This window comes from Pseudoalteromonas porphyrae (assembly GCF_001298125.1).
Taxonomy (GTDB): Bacteria; Pseudomonadota; Gammaproteobacteria; order Enterobacterales; family Alteromonadaceae; genus Pseudoalteromonas; species Pseudoalteromonas neustonica.
The window spans coordinates 52,344-64,911 of sequence record NZ_LHPH01000018.1; the positions used below are offsets into that span (position 1 = coordinate 52,344).

Sequence of the window (12,568 nt, forward strand, 5' to 3'; positions counted from 1 at the left end):
TGAACATAAATGTAGTAATAAAAACCAAAAAGAGTAACGAATGAAAGTAGTGATTATTGGCGCAAGTGGTTATAGCGGCGCAGAATTAGCCAGTTTAGTCGCAAAACACCCACAATTAACCTTAGCTGGTTGCTATGTATCTGAGCAAAGCTTAGATAAAGGTAAATTATTAAGTGACTTGTACCCTGAGCATCTAGGTTTACTAGATTCTCCTTTATTACCGCTGAGCGAAAGTGCGTTTAGCGATATTGACAATACGGCTGACTTTGTTTGTTTATGTACTGATCATAAAGTGAGTGTTGATTTAGCGCCACGTTTTTTAAGCATGGGCAAAAAAGTATTTGATTTATCCGGTGGCTATCGTTTAAGCAGCAATGAAGATTATCAAACCTATTATGGCTTTGAACATCAGCATACAGAGTTATTGAGTGAAGCGGCATACGGATTAGTTGAGTGGAATAGCGAAGCAATTGCAAAAGCAAAGCTTGTGGCTGTGGCGGGTTGTTATCCAACAGCTGCATTAAACGCGTTAAAGCCATTACAACAAGCCGGTTTATTAGCTGATCAAACTATTATTATTAATGCCGTATCAGGTGTTACAGGTGCAGGGCGTAAAGCCAGTGTGGGCACGCATTTTTGTGAAGTGTCATTAGCGCCATACGGATTATTTAATCACAGGCACAGCCCTGAAATTGAACAACATTTAGGTCATAAAGTGTTATTTACACCGCATTTAGGTAATTTTCCACGCGGTATTTTAGAAACCATTTATGTACAACTAAAAGCAGATGTAACGTCAGAGCAAGTTACGCAAGCCTACCAAGTGCTTGTTGATGAGCCACTGATCCGATTACTGGGTCGTAAAATACCATCAATTAAAGGGGTGGCTAAGCAGCCGTTTGTGGATATTGCTTGGCAACAACAAGGGTGCCAACTGATTGTAATGGCAGCCATTGATAACTTATTAAAAGGTGCTGCTGGGCAAGCACTACAATGTATTAATTTAGCGATGGGGATACCTCATAGCACTGGTTTAAAAGGGTAATTAGTAATGCAAACATGGGTCATTAAACTCGGTGGTGCAGTACTCAATACAGAAGACGCGGCAAAAGCGTTATTTGAGGCGCTGGCATCGCAAACTCAAGCGCAATTTGTCATCGTTCATGGCGGTGGCTCACTGGTAGATAATTGGTTGAGCGAGGCGGGGTTTGCCAGTGCGAAACATCAAGGCTTACGCATCAGTCCGAAAGAGCAAATGCCTTATATTGTAGGGGCATTGGCAGGCTGTGCGAATAAACAATTAATGAGCCAAGCAATTATTGCAGGTCATAAACCGGTCGGACTTAGTTTATACGAAGCGGGCATTATTTCGTCACAAAAATTAAAAGCGCTTGGTCAAGTGGGTAATTGTGAAAGTGGTGAGCAAAGCGTGCTCCCTGAGTTGTTAAAGCTCGGACGCTTACCGCTGGTGAGCTCTATTGGCTTTGGTGATGATGGCCTTTGGTATAACGTAAATGCCGATGAAGCTGCTGCGGCAATTGCAAAAGAACTTAATGCAGAAATTATTTTTATGACTGATGTAGAGGCAGTGCTTGATGCAAATAAACAGCCGTTACATCAACTTGACACAAATCAGATCAATACTCTGATTACAGATGGAGTAATTTGGGGTGGGATGGAGGTCAAAGTAAAGACCAGCCTTCTTGCTGCCCAGCACTTACGACGCGGAGTGTATATTTCGAGCTGGCAAAAGCCAGAAAATTTAGTCGCTCTACTTGCCGGTGAGCACGTCGGAACAAAAATTACACCATAGGTTTTTATATGTTTAATCATTTTTTATCGGGTCTTGAACTAGACCAACAAGGCGCACTTAAGTTACTTAATCTTGCGCAAAAAATTAAAGCGAATCCTGCTGATTTTAGTCAAGCCCTAGAGGGTAAATCCGTGGTTACTTTATTTGAAAAGCCGAGCTTACGTACGCGTTTATCATTTGATATTGGTATTAATAAGTTAGGTGGTCATGCGGTGTATCTTGATTCGCAAAATGGTGCCATGGGCGCACGTGAATCAGTGAAAGATTTTGCTTTGAATATCGCCAGTTGGGCAGACGGCATCGTGGCACGGGTATATCAACATAAAACGTTAACTACACTTGCTGAGTTCTCGAGCGTTCCTGTGGTTAATAGCTTGTGTGATTTATATCACCCATGCCAAGCACTTGCTGACTTTTTAACACTGCAAGAAGTGTATGGTGATGTAAGCCAACTAAAATTGGCTTATTTAGGTGAAGGTAACAACGTAACTCATTCACTAATGTTGCTTGCAGCTACTTTAGGTACTGATTTCGTTGCTGTATGCCCTAAAGGCAGCTCACCGGATTCGCAAATTTTAAAGCAAGCAGAACAAATTGCAGCAATGAATGGTGCATCAGTGATGGTCAGTGACCGTGTTGAAGCGGCTGTAGGTGCTAACGCTGTGTATGCAGATACATGGGTATCAATGGGTGATGAAACGCCACTTGATCAAGTAAAAGAAAAGTACATGCCGTATCAATTAAACAAGGCGTTACTTGAACTAACAGGGGCTGACACTGTACTGCATTGCCAGCCTGCACACCGTGAGTTTGAAATTACTTCAGAAGTAATGGATGGTCCGGCGTCAAAAATTATACAACAAGCAGAAAATCGTATGCATGCGCAAAACGCGTTGCTTGTTTCATTATTAAATCCAAATTTTGTGTAAGGTATCACCAATGCGTTCTATTAAAAAAGTTGTATTAGCCTATTCTGGTGGTTTAGATACGTCGGCCATTGTGCCATGGTTAAAAGAGAACTACGGCTGTGAAGTCATTGCGTTTGTGGCCGATGTAGGTCAAGGCGCAGAAGAGCTTGAAGGTGTTGAAGCAAAAGCGATCGCTTCTGGTGCATCTGAATGTTATGTTGTTGACTTAAAAGATGAAATGGTTAGCGATTACATCTACCCAACGCTTAAAACTGGCTCAATCTACGAAGGTACTTATTTATTAGGTACGTCAATGGCACGTCCTATTATTGCAAAAGCGCAGGTTGAAATTGCTCGTAAAGTAGGTGCCGATGCACTTTCTCATGGTTGTACTGGTAAAGGTAACGACCAAGTGCGTTTTGAATCGTGTTTTGCCGCGCTTGCTCCTGATCTTCAAGTAATTGCGCCATGGCGTGAGTGGGATTTATCAAGCCGTGAGTCGTTATTAGATTACTTAGCTGAGCGTAATATTCCATGTTCAGCGTCTGCAACTAAAATTTACAGCCGTGATGCAAACGCATGGCATATTTCGCACGAAGGTGGTGAGCTTGAAGATCCGTGGTGCCAACCAAGTGAGCAAGTTTGGACATGGACTAATTCACCAGAGCAAGCGCCGAATGAACCTGAGTTTGTTACCTTAAAGGTAGTTGAAGGTGAAGTAGTTGCGGTAAATGGCGAACAACTTAAACCGTATGACTGTTTAGTTAAACTTAATGATATTGCATCCCCGCATGGCGTTGGTCGTGTTGATATCGTTGAAAACCGCTTAGTGGGCATGAAATCACGTGGTTGTTATGAAACACCAGGTGGGACAGTGATCATGGCTGCATTACAAGCGATTGATGAGCTAGTACTTGATAAAGCAAGTCGTAAATGGAAAGAAGTATTGGGCGGCGAGTTCTCACACCTAGTCTATGACGGTCGTTGGTTTACACCACTTAAAGACTCAATATTAGCGGGCGCAGAAGCATTATCAACTGTTGCTACTGGCGAAGTTATTCTTAAGCTTTATAAAGGCCAAGTAACTGCGGTTCAGAAAAAATCACCAAATAGCTTATACAGCGAAGACTTTGCAACATTTGGTGCAGATGATGTGTACGACCAATCGCATGCTGAAGGTTTTATTCGTTTATTCTCGCTTTCAAGCAGAATTTCAGCACTCGCGAAGAAGTAATTTTACAAAAGCCCCGTACATAAAACGGGGCAATTTCAGGGTTTGGAGATATTTCATGGCATTATGGGGCGGACGTTTTTCTACGGGTCCAGATGAGGCGTTTAAACAATTTAACGACTCACTTCCCTTCGATTATCAACTCGCAGAGCAGGACATTGTTGGCTCTGTTGCATGGGCTGGTGCCTTAAAGCAAGTTGATGTATTAAGCAGTAGCGAGCATCAATCGCTAGTAGCAGCATTAAATGAATTACTCGACGAAGTAAAAGCTGATCCACAAGCAGTGGCAACTTCGGGCGCTGAGGATATTCATTCTCATGTTGAAGCTGCTTTAATCGAAAAAGTGGGCGATTTAGCTAAAAAACTACACACTGGACGTAGCCGTAACGACCAAGTTGCTACAGATTTTCGTCTATGGTGTCGTGATTCCGCCGATCATTTACTTGAAGCGCTAGCGCAGTTAAAAGGTGAATTTATTGCTTTAGCTGAACGTGAGCTAGGAACTATTTTACCGGGTTACACCCATTTACAACGTGCTCAACCATTGCTATTTAGTCATTGGTGTATGGCGTATGTTGAAATGCTTGAGCGTGATGAAAGTCGTTTAGCTGATGCTAAAGCCCGTATGAATTTTTGCCCATTAGGCAGTGGCGCACTTGCCGGTACGGCGTACCCAATAGATAGGCAAACTCTTGCCGCAGGGCTAGGTTTTACCGCTGCGACAAAAAATAGTTTAGATGCTGTGTCAGACCGGGACTTTGTTGTTGAGTTATTAAGCTGTGCGTCAATCTCCATGATCCATTTATCGCGTATGTCAGAAGATTTGATCTTCTACAACTCGGGTGAAGCCGGGTTTATAGAGTTGGCAGATAATGTCACTTCAGGCTCATCATTGATGCCGCAAAAGAAAAACCCCGATGCACTGGAGCTTATTCGTGGTAAAACAGGCCGTGTATTTGGTGCCTTTAGTGCCATGATGATGACCTTAAAAGCCCTGCCACTTGCTTATAATAAAGATATGCAAGAAGACAAAGAAGGCTTATTTGATGCAATGCCTACATGGCTTGCGTGTATTCATATGGCTCAGGCGTGTCTCAAGGGGGTTAAAGTTAACGGCGAACGAACTTTAGCAGCAGCTAAGGGTGGGCACTCAAATGCAACCGAACTTGCAGACTACTTGGTAGCTAAAGGTATACCCTTTAGAGAGGGGCATCATATTGTGGGTGTGCTTGTGCAAATGGCTATCGCACAAGGGAATAACTTAGAGGATTTAAGTTTAGAACAGTTCCAATCAGTGCATAGTATTTTTGAACAAGATGTATATGCTGTATTAGAAATAGACGCATGTATAAAAGCACGTCAAGCATTGGGTGGCACATCGTTAGAGCAAGTTACCATTGCAGTTAAAGATGCCAAAAAAAAACAGCAAATAACGGTACGCGACGCTAATCTTGATGATGTTGAAGGTATTGCGAAGCTAATACAACACTGGGCTACCGTAGGTGAAAATTTACCACGTGCTAAAAGCGATATGGTGCATTCTATTAATGAATTTGCTGTGACACAAGTGAACGGGAAAGTTGCAGGCTGTGCGTCATTGTATATTTATGATACCGGCCTTGCTGAAATACGCTCCTTGGGTATTGACCCTGATACAGGCGTAACTGGACAAGGGCGGCAGCTGGTGGAGCATTTACTAACTAAAGCCAAAAAGTTGGCGCTTAATCGTATTATCGTTTTGACGCGAGTCCCTGATTTTTTTGAAAAACAAGGCTTCACATTCTGTACTAAAGACAGCTTACCAGAAAAGGTAATGAAAGATTGTGAACTGTGTTTACGTAAAGATAATTGCGATGAAGTCGCAATGGAATTTATTTTGAAGCTAAGTAATAGTGCGGAGATCCCGTGTAAAAACGTGGCTTAAAATCCCTGGATATAAAAGACGTACGGTTATCCCTGTGCGTTTTTTTATATTTGACACAAACTGGTATGACCTCACCTCTGAGTTTTCAAGTTGCAAATCGGCTATTTAAATTTACTAGATCAAAAAAGATCAATTTTATAAAAAGTTGGATCGTAAATTGCTATTAGGTACATGAGATGGATAAAAATTGATTCATCTTTACAAAAACGCCAAAAATTTAACAGAGCGTTATCAACAGCGACTTAAAACTGCTTAGGTCACTATTAACATTAAATGAAAGGAATAGTCTCATGCAAGTTACAGGTAATAGCCAATTACAAATGCAAGCATACAGCTCTATGCAACAATCAAAGCCCGCTTTAGAACAAAGCGCTAGCAATAAAACCCTACAATCTGATACAGTGTCTATATCTAATGAAGCCTTATTAGCTGCAGGTGGTGAAGCTGAGATTCAGCGTGGTGGTGGTGGTTTATCAATTGACCCTGATCGTCGTCGCCCATCGTAACTTGTTAATAAGGTTTAGCAAAAACGAGATGGTGTATGTATTTTGATTTAACGTCTTTAGGGATCCACTTTGATACTATTATCATTTGGGGATTATTAATGGCTTGCTTGTATAATTTGTTACTAAAGTTTGCTGTTGAAGACCGAAGTATTTCACCTCTCGTTGTTTCTTTTATAATGTTGCTTTCTTATGGCTTAAGCTATGAGTTTGTTGACCTTAATGCTGGAATGTACGTTTATCTTATCTGGGTAAAATATGACTTTTTAACTATTACTGCCCTTTTGGTCTCGCATAAACTTTTAAAGCTTCCGTACACTGCAACGTTGAAATATATACTTGCTGGACTTACTGTTAATACCTTAATTTTCTTAGGGATACACATTGATATAGTTCTACTAGAGAATAAAGAGTACTGGTGGTTTTGGAGTTTTTATTCTATAGGTATTACGGTTGTAGATTTCTTTATGGTTGTCACACTTATCTTCGGAAAAGATTGGTTACATATTGGAAAGCTTTTTACAAAAAAAAATAATAAAAAACAAATTAATAGCCTAAAAAATTGTTAACGTAACTAATTAAAAAATTGTGGCGTTATTTCAAGAACCTTTTAATTTATATCTATCCTCATTAATCGTATGGGGCTTTCTGATGGCTTTTCTGTACAATCTCGTACAGAAATCAGCCTCACCAGGAAGTGACAGTACAGCAATGTGGGTTGCGTTTACTATTTTCTTATCCTATTTAGTCGGCGATCCATTACTACACCAAAGCATTGGCTATGATATTTTAAACTCCACCACTATTTATGCTATATGGGCAGCTTACGATGTTGTAACGCTACTATTTATTGCCTTTATTTCTGTAAAAAAAACAGTCGAAAACCTACCAGCTAAAATTTACATCATTATTGGTTTTAGCGTTAATATTTTTCTTTTTCTCGGTATGTATGTTGATCTACAGTATGGTAAATATATTGGAGCATGGTGGTTTTGGCACATCTATAGTATTGGAGTTAACTTATCCGACATCATGATGATTATTGCTCTTGTGCTGAATAAGGACTTTCTTGGTTTTGCTAAGTGTTATAAATGGATTTTAAAGAACAAAACACTGTCCCAATCGCGCTGCATTTAATAGCCCATGGCTATGTTGCCACAAGCTCATCATTATTTACTTTTTAAGAATAAACTGCTGAGCTTCCTTGGCCCAAAGATGGCTGCGGAAACTCATTATTGTTCAAAGGCTGTTTTAGCCATGTAGCTTATCTTGTAATGCCTTGACTACTAAAGGACTTACAAACTCGCTTACATCTCCTTTGTGACGCGCTACTTCTTTAACTAAGGTTGAAGAGATAAATGAATTTTTCTCAGCGGGTGTGAGAAATACACTTTCTAAATCGGGGTTTAATCGCCTATTCATATTGGCGAGCTGAAACTCATAATCAAAATCAGACACCGCCCGAATCCCTCGGATCAATACATTGGCATTATGATCACGGGCAAGATCAGCAAGTAATCCTGAGAAACCAATCACGCTTACATTATCAATATGAGTTAATAAACTATTTGCTAGGGCTACCCGCTCATCTAAGCTAAAACATGGTTTTTTACTGGGGTTATGAGCAATGGCAACAATGACAGTATCAAACATCTTAGCTGCCCGTTGAATTAAATCTGTGTGCCCATTCGTTAATGGATCAAAGGTTCCTGGGTAAATTGCAGTGACTTTCATAAGTATCGGCTTAATGTTATGTTTGCGGCTATATTAACAGCGTTTGTAATCCAAATCAGCCTTTCCAATTGAGGGATAAGTGACACGTATGTAAATTAGTTTATTTCAATATGACGTAAACAATACGAATTATGGGTTAGAAATTTTCATGATGGTATTTAATTGTTTATTTATTGTTTATACTGCGCGGCTAATTATATTTGAGTAAACTTTGAGCATTTGCTTTAAAAACAACCTAGAGTAGCAGGATATGAGTACCAAGGATAAAATAATTCAGACTAGCATTAAGCTATTTAATGAGCACGGGGAACGTGCGATTACTACCAACCATATCTCTTCTCACATGGGGATAAGCCCTGGGAACCTTTATTATCACTTTAAGAATAAAGAGGACATTATTCGTCATATTTTTTCACTTTACAGTGAGCATTTACATACCCAGTTTCTTCCTATAGTCAAAGGCGATGAAGCACTTTCGCATTTGTCTGGCTATTTGGATGCATTATTTGAATTGATGTGGCGTTTTCATTTTTTCTATGACAATTTAGGGGATATTTTATCTCGAGATGAAGTGTTGAAAAAAGATTACATTGATTTTCAAGCCGCTTTGCTTGGTCAAGTTAGAGAGATTATAATAGGCCTGCGTGAAGGCGGGGTTATTACAATTGATGACGAAGATGCGGTTGAGCTTGCTCATATGTTGAAGATTACGGTGAGCTTTTGGACGCCCTACATCAAAGCTCGTCGTTTAAGTGGTGAGCTTATGCAGCAAGATATTTATAATGGAATTTTAAAAATATTATTGCTCGTTAAAGCATATGGGACTGAGCAAAGTATCCCAAAAATTAACTTGTTACGTGAAAAGTATAGTGAATTAGCGCAAGAGGCCGAACCTGCCTGATGGGGATTTGAGGTTTGTTTATTTCCTAGACGTTATATTTTTTGCTATAATCGCGCGCCCAACACGTGGGTGCGTGAATTCTTAAAATTGTCTAACGAGTGAACTATGCTTAAATTTATCGTCAAACTCCATCCTGAAATAGCCATTAAAAGCCGCTCCGTGCGTAAACGTTTTACAAAGTTGTTAGAGAACAACATTAAAATTGTATTACGTAAGCTTGACGAAAAAGTACAAGTTCAGAACAACTGGGACAATATATCAGTTGTCACTAAGTCTGATGACGCACAAATGCGCATTGATTTTATTGATGGTCTGCAGCGCATCCCTGGTATTGTGCAATTTATTGAAGTAACTGAGACAAACTACGAAAACCTTCACGACATTTATGAGAAAGCACTCGATCTGATTGGCCACACTGTTGTTAATAAAGCATTCTGCGTACGCTGTAAGCGTCAGGGCAAGCATGACTTTACATCAACAGATGTTGAACGTTATGTTGGTGGTGGCTTAAATCAGCATGTTGAAGGGGCAAGTGTAAGGCTTAAAAATCCAGAAGTAACAATACGCCTAGAAATAAAAGATGATAAAGCATATATAGTAACGCAAACTCATTATGGTATGTCAGGTTTCCCACTACCAACTCAGGAAGATGTATTGTCACTTATGTCAGGTGGTTTTGACTCAGGTGTTGCAAGTTATCAAATGATCCGTAAGGGGGCTCGTACTCACTTTTTGTTCTTTAATCTAGGCGGCGCAGCACACGAAATTGGTGTTAAGCAAGCAAGCTATTATATCTGGAAGCAGTTTAGCTCAACGCATAAAGTTAAATTTATTAGTGTCGATTTTGAGCCAGTTGTCGCTGAAATATTAGAAAATGTTGAAAACAGCCAAATGGGCGTAATCCTCAAACGTATGATGATGCGTGCGGGTAGCCAAATTGCTGAAAAACTAGGTATACAAGCACTTGTTACTGGTGAAAGTTTAGGTCAGGTTTCAAGCCAAACACTGGCAAATCTCAGTGTCATTGATCGTGTTACAGAAACACTAATTTTACGCCCGTTAATTCAGCATGATAAACAAGAAATTATCGATATTGCCCGTAAAATTGGTACTGCCGAGATGGCAGAGACCATGCCTGAATATTGCGGGGTTATCTCTAAAAAACCAACAGTTAAAGCAAAAATTGAGGTTGTAAAAGCAGAAGAGCAAAAGTTTGACTTTGATGTACTTAATACTGTTATTGAAAATGCACGTGTTATGGATGTGCGTGATATTGACCTTGAAGCCAAGCAAGAGCTTAAAGAGGCTGAGTCAGTTTCTGACTTACCTAGCGATGCAGTGGTTGTTGATATTCGTTCCCCAGAAGAAGAAGACGCTAAACCACTTGAAATTGATGGGATTGAAGTAGTGCATTTACCCTTCTTTCGCTTAGCAACAAAGTTTGGCGATTTACCGCAAGATAAAGACTATTACTTATATTGTGCGAAGGGCGTAATGAGCCAACTACAGGCACTTATTTTACATGATAATGGTTTTGCCAATGTAAAAGTATATCGCCCTTAAGTAAGGCCTATCTGATTGAAAAGGCGCGATTTAAATCGCGCTTTTTTTATGCCTGATGGCATCAAGAAGAGATTGATTATGTGGGGTGTTTATATCGAGTATTTTAGCCTGCTGGCAAATATAGCCACACATAGCATCGATTTCTGTTACTCGACTATGGGCAACATCCTGCTGCATTGATGAAAAGTTATTTTGTGTATCACTCATCACTTGATAAGCCGTTGCAAGCACGTCAGCAAGAGTTACATTAACGCCCATTTTTTTGGCAACGTGACATGCTTCATTTACTGTATTTAAGATTTTACGGCTAAATATGGGGGCTCTAAGGGCACCATTTTTTACGTTATAAAGTGCGGAAAGCGGATTGATGGCAATATTTATTAATAACTTTTGCCAACGAAGTTGGTTGATATGCTCACTAAAACGAATATTAGGTAAATTATTTAATTGTGATAATACCGCTTTATAGCGTGTTGCTGCAATTGCATTACAGCTGCCTAAAATACTCTCCCCGTAACCCGTGTGCGCAACCTTTATTGGCGTTACTTTAAAGCCCGCCAAACGCGTGGTTAAAAAGTATAAGCCTTGTTGGCTTTGTAATTGGCACAATAAAGGGTCTAAATCACTGAGCCCATTATGTGATAACACAATATTGCAGTTATCGCTTAAGTAGGGTTTTACAAGTGAGAAAGCGTCATTTACTTGGTATGCTTTTACTGCAAATATAACCGTGTCGAGCGCCTTGGTTTTTAATCGATTTAACTGTGTTGTATTTAATACCGTTGCCGAAATTACCTGTTGCTGCTCATTATATTGGTAGTAGTAATTGCTTTTGCAATCCCCACTTCTCGTTATTAATGTGATCTGATTATTTGCACTTAAAAAGTGGCTATATAACAGCCCTATAGCGCCATCACCGATAATTACGATATTAGCCATGGTTGGGTTTTTTACCAATGTGAAATATCAATTTAATCGTAAAATAACTTGCTGCGCCTGCAAAGTCGGCAATAAAGTCGGCAACTGAAGCTTGGCGATAAGGTAGCATTCCTTGCATAACTTCAATAGCTGCGCCATACCCAGCAAGTAAAAATATTTGTAAGAGCAAAGGAATTTTAAAAGCTTTATCCATGACAACTGCGAGTATGAAAAAAATGCCAAAATGAGCCACTTTATCAACATGTGGAAATAGATTAGCAGCACCTTTAACTTCTTTAGCAAATAAAAATGTAAAGGCCACTATACTGATTAAAAATAGGGCTTGGTATACACGCCGAGTCACAGTTAATCCTAAAATAGCTTAAAAATAGAGCCGCAGTATATCAAACATATTTAGTATCGCACCTGAACAAAGCGCAGAAAAATGTAAAGATTTATGAAATAGACGGTATAATTGTCGTCAAATCCAAATTTAAATTAAAAACATTTTGTTAGGAGAGACACATGCCTTCATTTGATATCGTTTCTGAAGTAGAAATGAACGAAGCAAAAAACGCCGTTGATAACGCTAACCGCGAATTAGAAACACGCTTTGACTTTAGAGGCGTAGATGCGTCTATTGAGCTTAATGATAAAACAATCAAACTAAAAGCTGAAGCCGACTCACAAGTAATGCAGTTGTTTGATATTTTAGCTAATAAAATTTCAAAGCGTGGCATGGACGTTTCAAGCCTAGAGCTACAAGATATTAGCCGTGCGGGTAAAAATGTATTTCGTAATGTTGCGCTTAAGCAAGGCATTGAAAAAGATATGGCTAAAAAAGTAGTCAAAGCGATTAAAGACTCAAAAGTAAAAGTACAAGCTGCTATTCAAGGTGAAGAAGTACGCGTTACGGGTAAAAAGCGTGATGACCTACAAGAAGCAATGCAAGTAGTTCGTGCTGCCGATCTTGGTCAACCGTTCCAGTTTAAAAACTTTCGCGATTAAAAGCCTAGGGCGTATTTAAAAAGCCAAATAACATTGATGTTGTTTGGCTTTTAGTTTGGCTTACG

General features: G+C 39.6%; 14 protein-coding genes. 11 read left to right on the forward strand and 3 right to left on the reverse strand.

Annotated elements, in window-relative coordinates:
* Window positions 1–40: 40 nt before the first annotated feature.
* The 8 genes from argC to ADS77_RS14900 all read left to right on the forward strand — a co-directional run bounded on the left by argC (window position 41) and on the right by ADS77_RS14900 (window position 7,516).
* Entirely contained in the window at window positions 41–1,045 is a 1,005-nt protein-coding gene (gene argC, locus ADS77_RS14865; RefSeq protein WP_054455131.1) for an N-acetyl-gamma-glutamyl-phosphate reductase, read from the forward strand.
* Between the two features lie 6 nt (window positions 1,046–1,051).
* Window positions 1,052–1,813, forward strand: coding sequence for an acetylglutamate kinase (gene argB / locus ADS77_RS14870; protein WP_054455133.1), 762 nt, complete (start codon window positions 1,052–1,054; stop codon window positions 1,811–1,813).
* Window positions 1,814–1,821: 8 nt separating this feature from the next.
* Window positions 1,822–2,742, forward strand: a complete 921-nt coding sequence (locus ADS77_RS14875; RefSeq protein WP_054455135.1) for an ornithine carbamoyltransferase — start codon at window positions 1,822–1,824, stop codon at window positions 2,740–2,742.
* Window positions 2,743–2,752: 10 nt separating this feature from the next.
* Complete coding sequence (locus ADS77_RS14880; RefSeq protein ID WP_054204330.1) at window positions 2,753–3,955, forward strand: argininosuccinate synthase; 1,203 nt, start codon at window positions 2,753–2,755, stop codon at window positions 3,953–3,955.
* A gap of 55 nt (window positions 3,956–4,010) precedes the next feature.
* Window positions 4,011–5,876 carry an argininosuccinate lyase gene (gene argH / locus ADS77_RS14885; protein ID WP_054204329.1) on the forward strand — a complete coding sequence of 622 codons (1,866 nt, stop codon included), beginning with the start codon at window positions 4,011–4,013 and terminating at the stop codon, window positions 5,874–5,876.
* A 290-nt stretch (window positions 5,877–6,166) separates the two neighbouring features.
* Window positions 6,167–6,382 carry a hypothetical protein gene (locus ADS77_RS14890; protein ID WP_054455137.1) on the forward strand — a complete coding sequence of 72 codons (216 nt, stop codon included), beginning with the start codon at window positions 6,167–6,169 and terminating at the stop codon, window positions 6,380–6,382.
* 35 nt (window positions 6,383–6,417) lie between these two features.
* Window positions 6,418–6,948: a hypothetical protein gene (locus ADS77_RS14895; RefSeq protein ID WP_054455139.1), complete on the forward strand. Its 531-nt coding sequence runs from the start codon at window positions 6,418–6,420 to the stop codon at window positions 6,946–6,948.
* 82 nt (window positions 6,949–7,030) lie between these two features.
* Window positions 7,031–7,516, forward strand: a complete 486-nt coding sequence (locus ADS77_RS14900; RefSeq protein ID WP_054455141.1) for a hypothetical protein — start codon at window positions 7,031–7,033, stop codon at window positions 7,514–7,516.
* 114 nt (window positions 7,517–7,630) lie between these two features.
* On the opposite strand, the gene coaD is transcribed toward ADS77_RS14900, so the two are convergent.
* A complete protein-coding gene (gene coaD / locus ADS77_RS14905; protein WP_054204325.1) occupies window positions 7,631–8,113 on the reverse strand; it encodes a pantetheine-phosphate adenylyltransferase in 483 nt (160 codons plus the stop codon).
* Between the two features lie 250 nt (window positions 8,114–8,363).
* On the opposite strand from coaD, the gene ADS77_RS14910 reads away from it, so the two are divergent.
* Together ADS77_RS14910 and thiI are read left to right on the forward strand one after the other, a co-directional pair.
* Entirely contained in the window at window positions 8,364–9,014 is a 651-nt protein-coding gene (locus ADS77_RS14910; RefSeq protein WP_054204324.1) for a TetR/AcrR family transcriptional regulator, read from the forward strand.
* Window positions 9,015–9,119: 105 nt separating this feature from the next.
* Window positions 9,120–10,577: a tRNA uracil 4-sulfurtransferase ThiI gene (gene thiI, locus ADS77_RS14915; protein WP_054204323.1), complete on the forward strand. Its 1,458-nt coding sequence runs from the start codon at window positions 9,120–9,122 to the stop codon at window positions 10,575–10,577.
* Window positions 10,578–10,607: 30 nt separating this feature from the next.
* On the opposite strand, the gene ADS77_RS14920 is transcribed toward thiI, so the two are convergent.
* The gene (locus tag ADS77_RS14920) at window positions 10,608–11,516 is read right to left on the reverse strand and encodes a ketopantoate reductase family protein (RefSeq protein WP_054455143.1); all 909 of its coding nucleotides are present in this window, start codon (window positions 11,514–11,516) and stop codon (window positions 10,608–10,610) included.
* Window positions 11,509–11,859: a VanZ family protein gene (locus ADS77_RS14925; protein ID WP_054204321.1), complete on the reverse strand. Its 351-nt coding sequence runs from the start codon at window positions 11,857–11,859 to the stop codon at window positions 11,509–11,511. Before ADS77_RS14925 ends, ADS77_RS14920 begins: the two co-directional genes overlap by 8 nt.
* Before the next feature lie 161 nt (window positions 11,860–12,020).
* On the opposite strand from ADS77_RS14925, the gene ADS77_RS14930 reads away from it, so the two are divergent.
* A complete protein-coding gene (locus ADS77_RS14930; protein ID WP_054204320.1) occupies window positions 12,021–12,503 on the forward strand; it encodes a YajQ family cyclic di-GMP-binding protein in 483 nt (160 codons plus the stop codon).
* Window positions 12,504–12,568 lie beyond the last annotated feature (65 nt).

What these genes read in the sequence shown, in the direction of transcription:
- coaD (WP_054204325.1), bottom strand. Translation starts at nt 8,113, where the DNA reads ATGAAAGTCACTGCAATTTACCCAGGAACCTTTGATCCATTAACGAAT.
- ADS77_RS14890 (WP_054455137.1), top strand. Translation starts at nt 6,167, where the DNA reads ATGCAAGTTACAGGTAATAGCCAATTACAAATGCAAGCATACAGCTCT.
- thiI (WP_054204323.1), top strand. Translation starts at nt 9,120, where the DNA reads ATGCTTAAATTTATCGTCAAACTCCATCCTGAAATAGCCATTAAAAGC.
- ADS77_RS14920 (WP_054455143.1), bottom strand. Translation starts at nt 11,516, where the DNA reads ATGGCTAATATCGTAATTATCGGTGATGGCGCTATAGGGCTGTTATAT.
- ADS77_RS14895 (WP_054455139.1), top strand. Translation starts at nt 6,418, where the DNA reads ATGTATTTTGATTTAACGTCTTTAGGGATCCACTTTGATACTATTATC.
- ADS77_RS14900 (WP_054455141.1), top strand. Translation starts at nt 7,031, where the DNA reads ATGGCTTTTCTGTACAATCTCGTACAGAAATCAGCCTCACCAGGAAGT.
- ADS77_RS14875 (WP_054455135.1), top strand. Translation starts at nt 1,822, where the DNA reads ATGTTTAATCATTTTTTATCGGGTCTTGAACTAGACCAACAAGGCGCA.
- ADS77_RS14880 (WP_054204330.1), top strand. Translation starts at nt 2,753, where the DNA reads ATGCGTTCTATTAAAAAAGTTGTATTAGCCTATTCTGGTGGTTTAGAT.
- argB (WP_054455133.1), top strand. Translation starts at nt 1,052, where the DNA reads ATGCAAACATGGGTCATTAAACTCGGTGGTGCAGTACTCAATACAGAA.
- ADS77_RS14930 (WP_054204320.1), top strand. Translation starts at nt 12,021, where the DNA reads ATGCCTTCATTTGATATCGTTTCTGAAGTAGAAATGAACGAAGCAAAA.
- argC (WP_054455131.1), top strand. Translation starts at nt 41, where the DNA reads ATGAAAGTAGTGATTATTGGCGCAAGTGGTTATAGCGGCGCAGAATTA.
- argH (WP_054204329.1), top strand. Translation starts at nt 4,011, where the DNA reads ATGGCATTATGGGGCGGACGTTTTTCTACGGGTCCAGATGAGGCGTTT.
- ADS77_RS14910 (WP_054204324.1), top strand. Translation starts at nt 8,364, where the DNA reads ATGAGTACCAAGGATAAAATAATTCAGACTAGCATTAAGCTATTTAAT.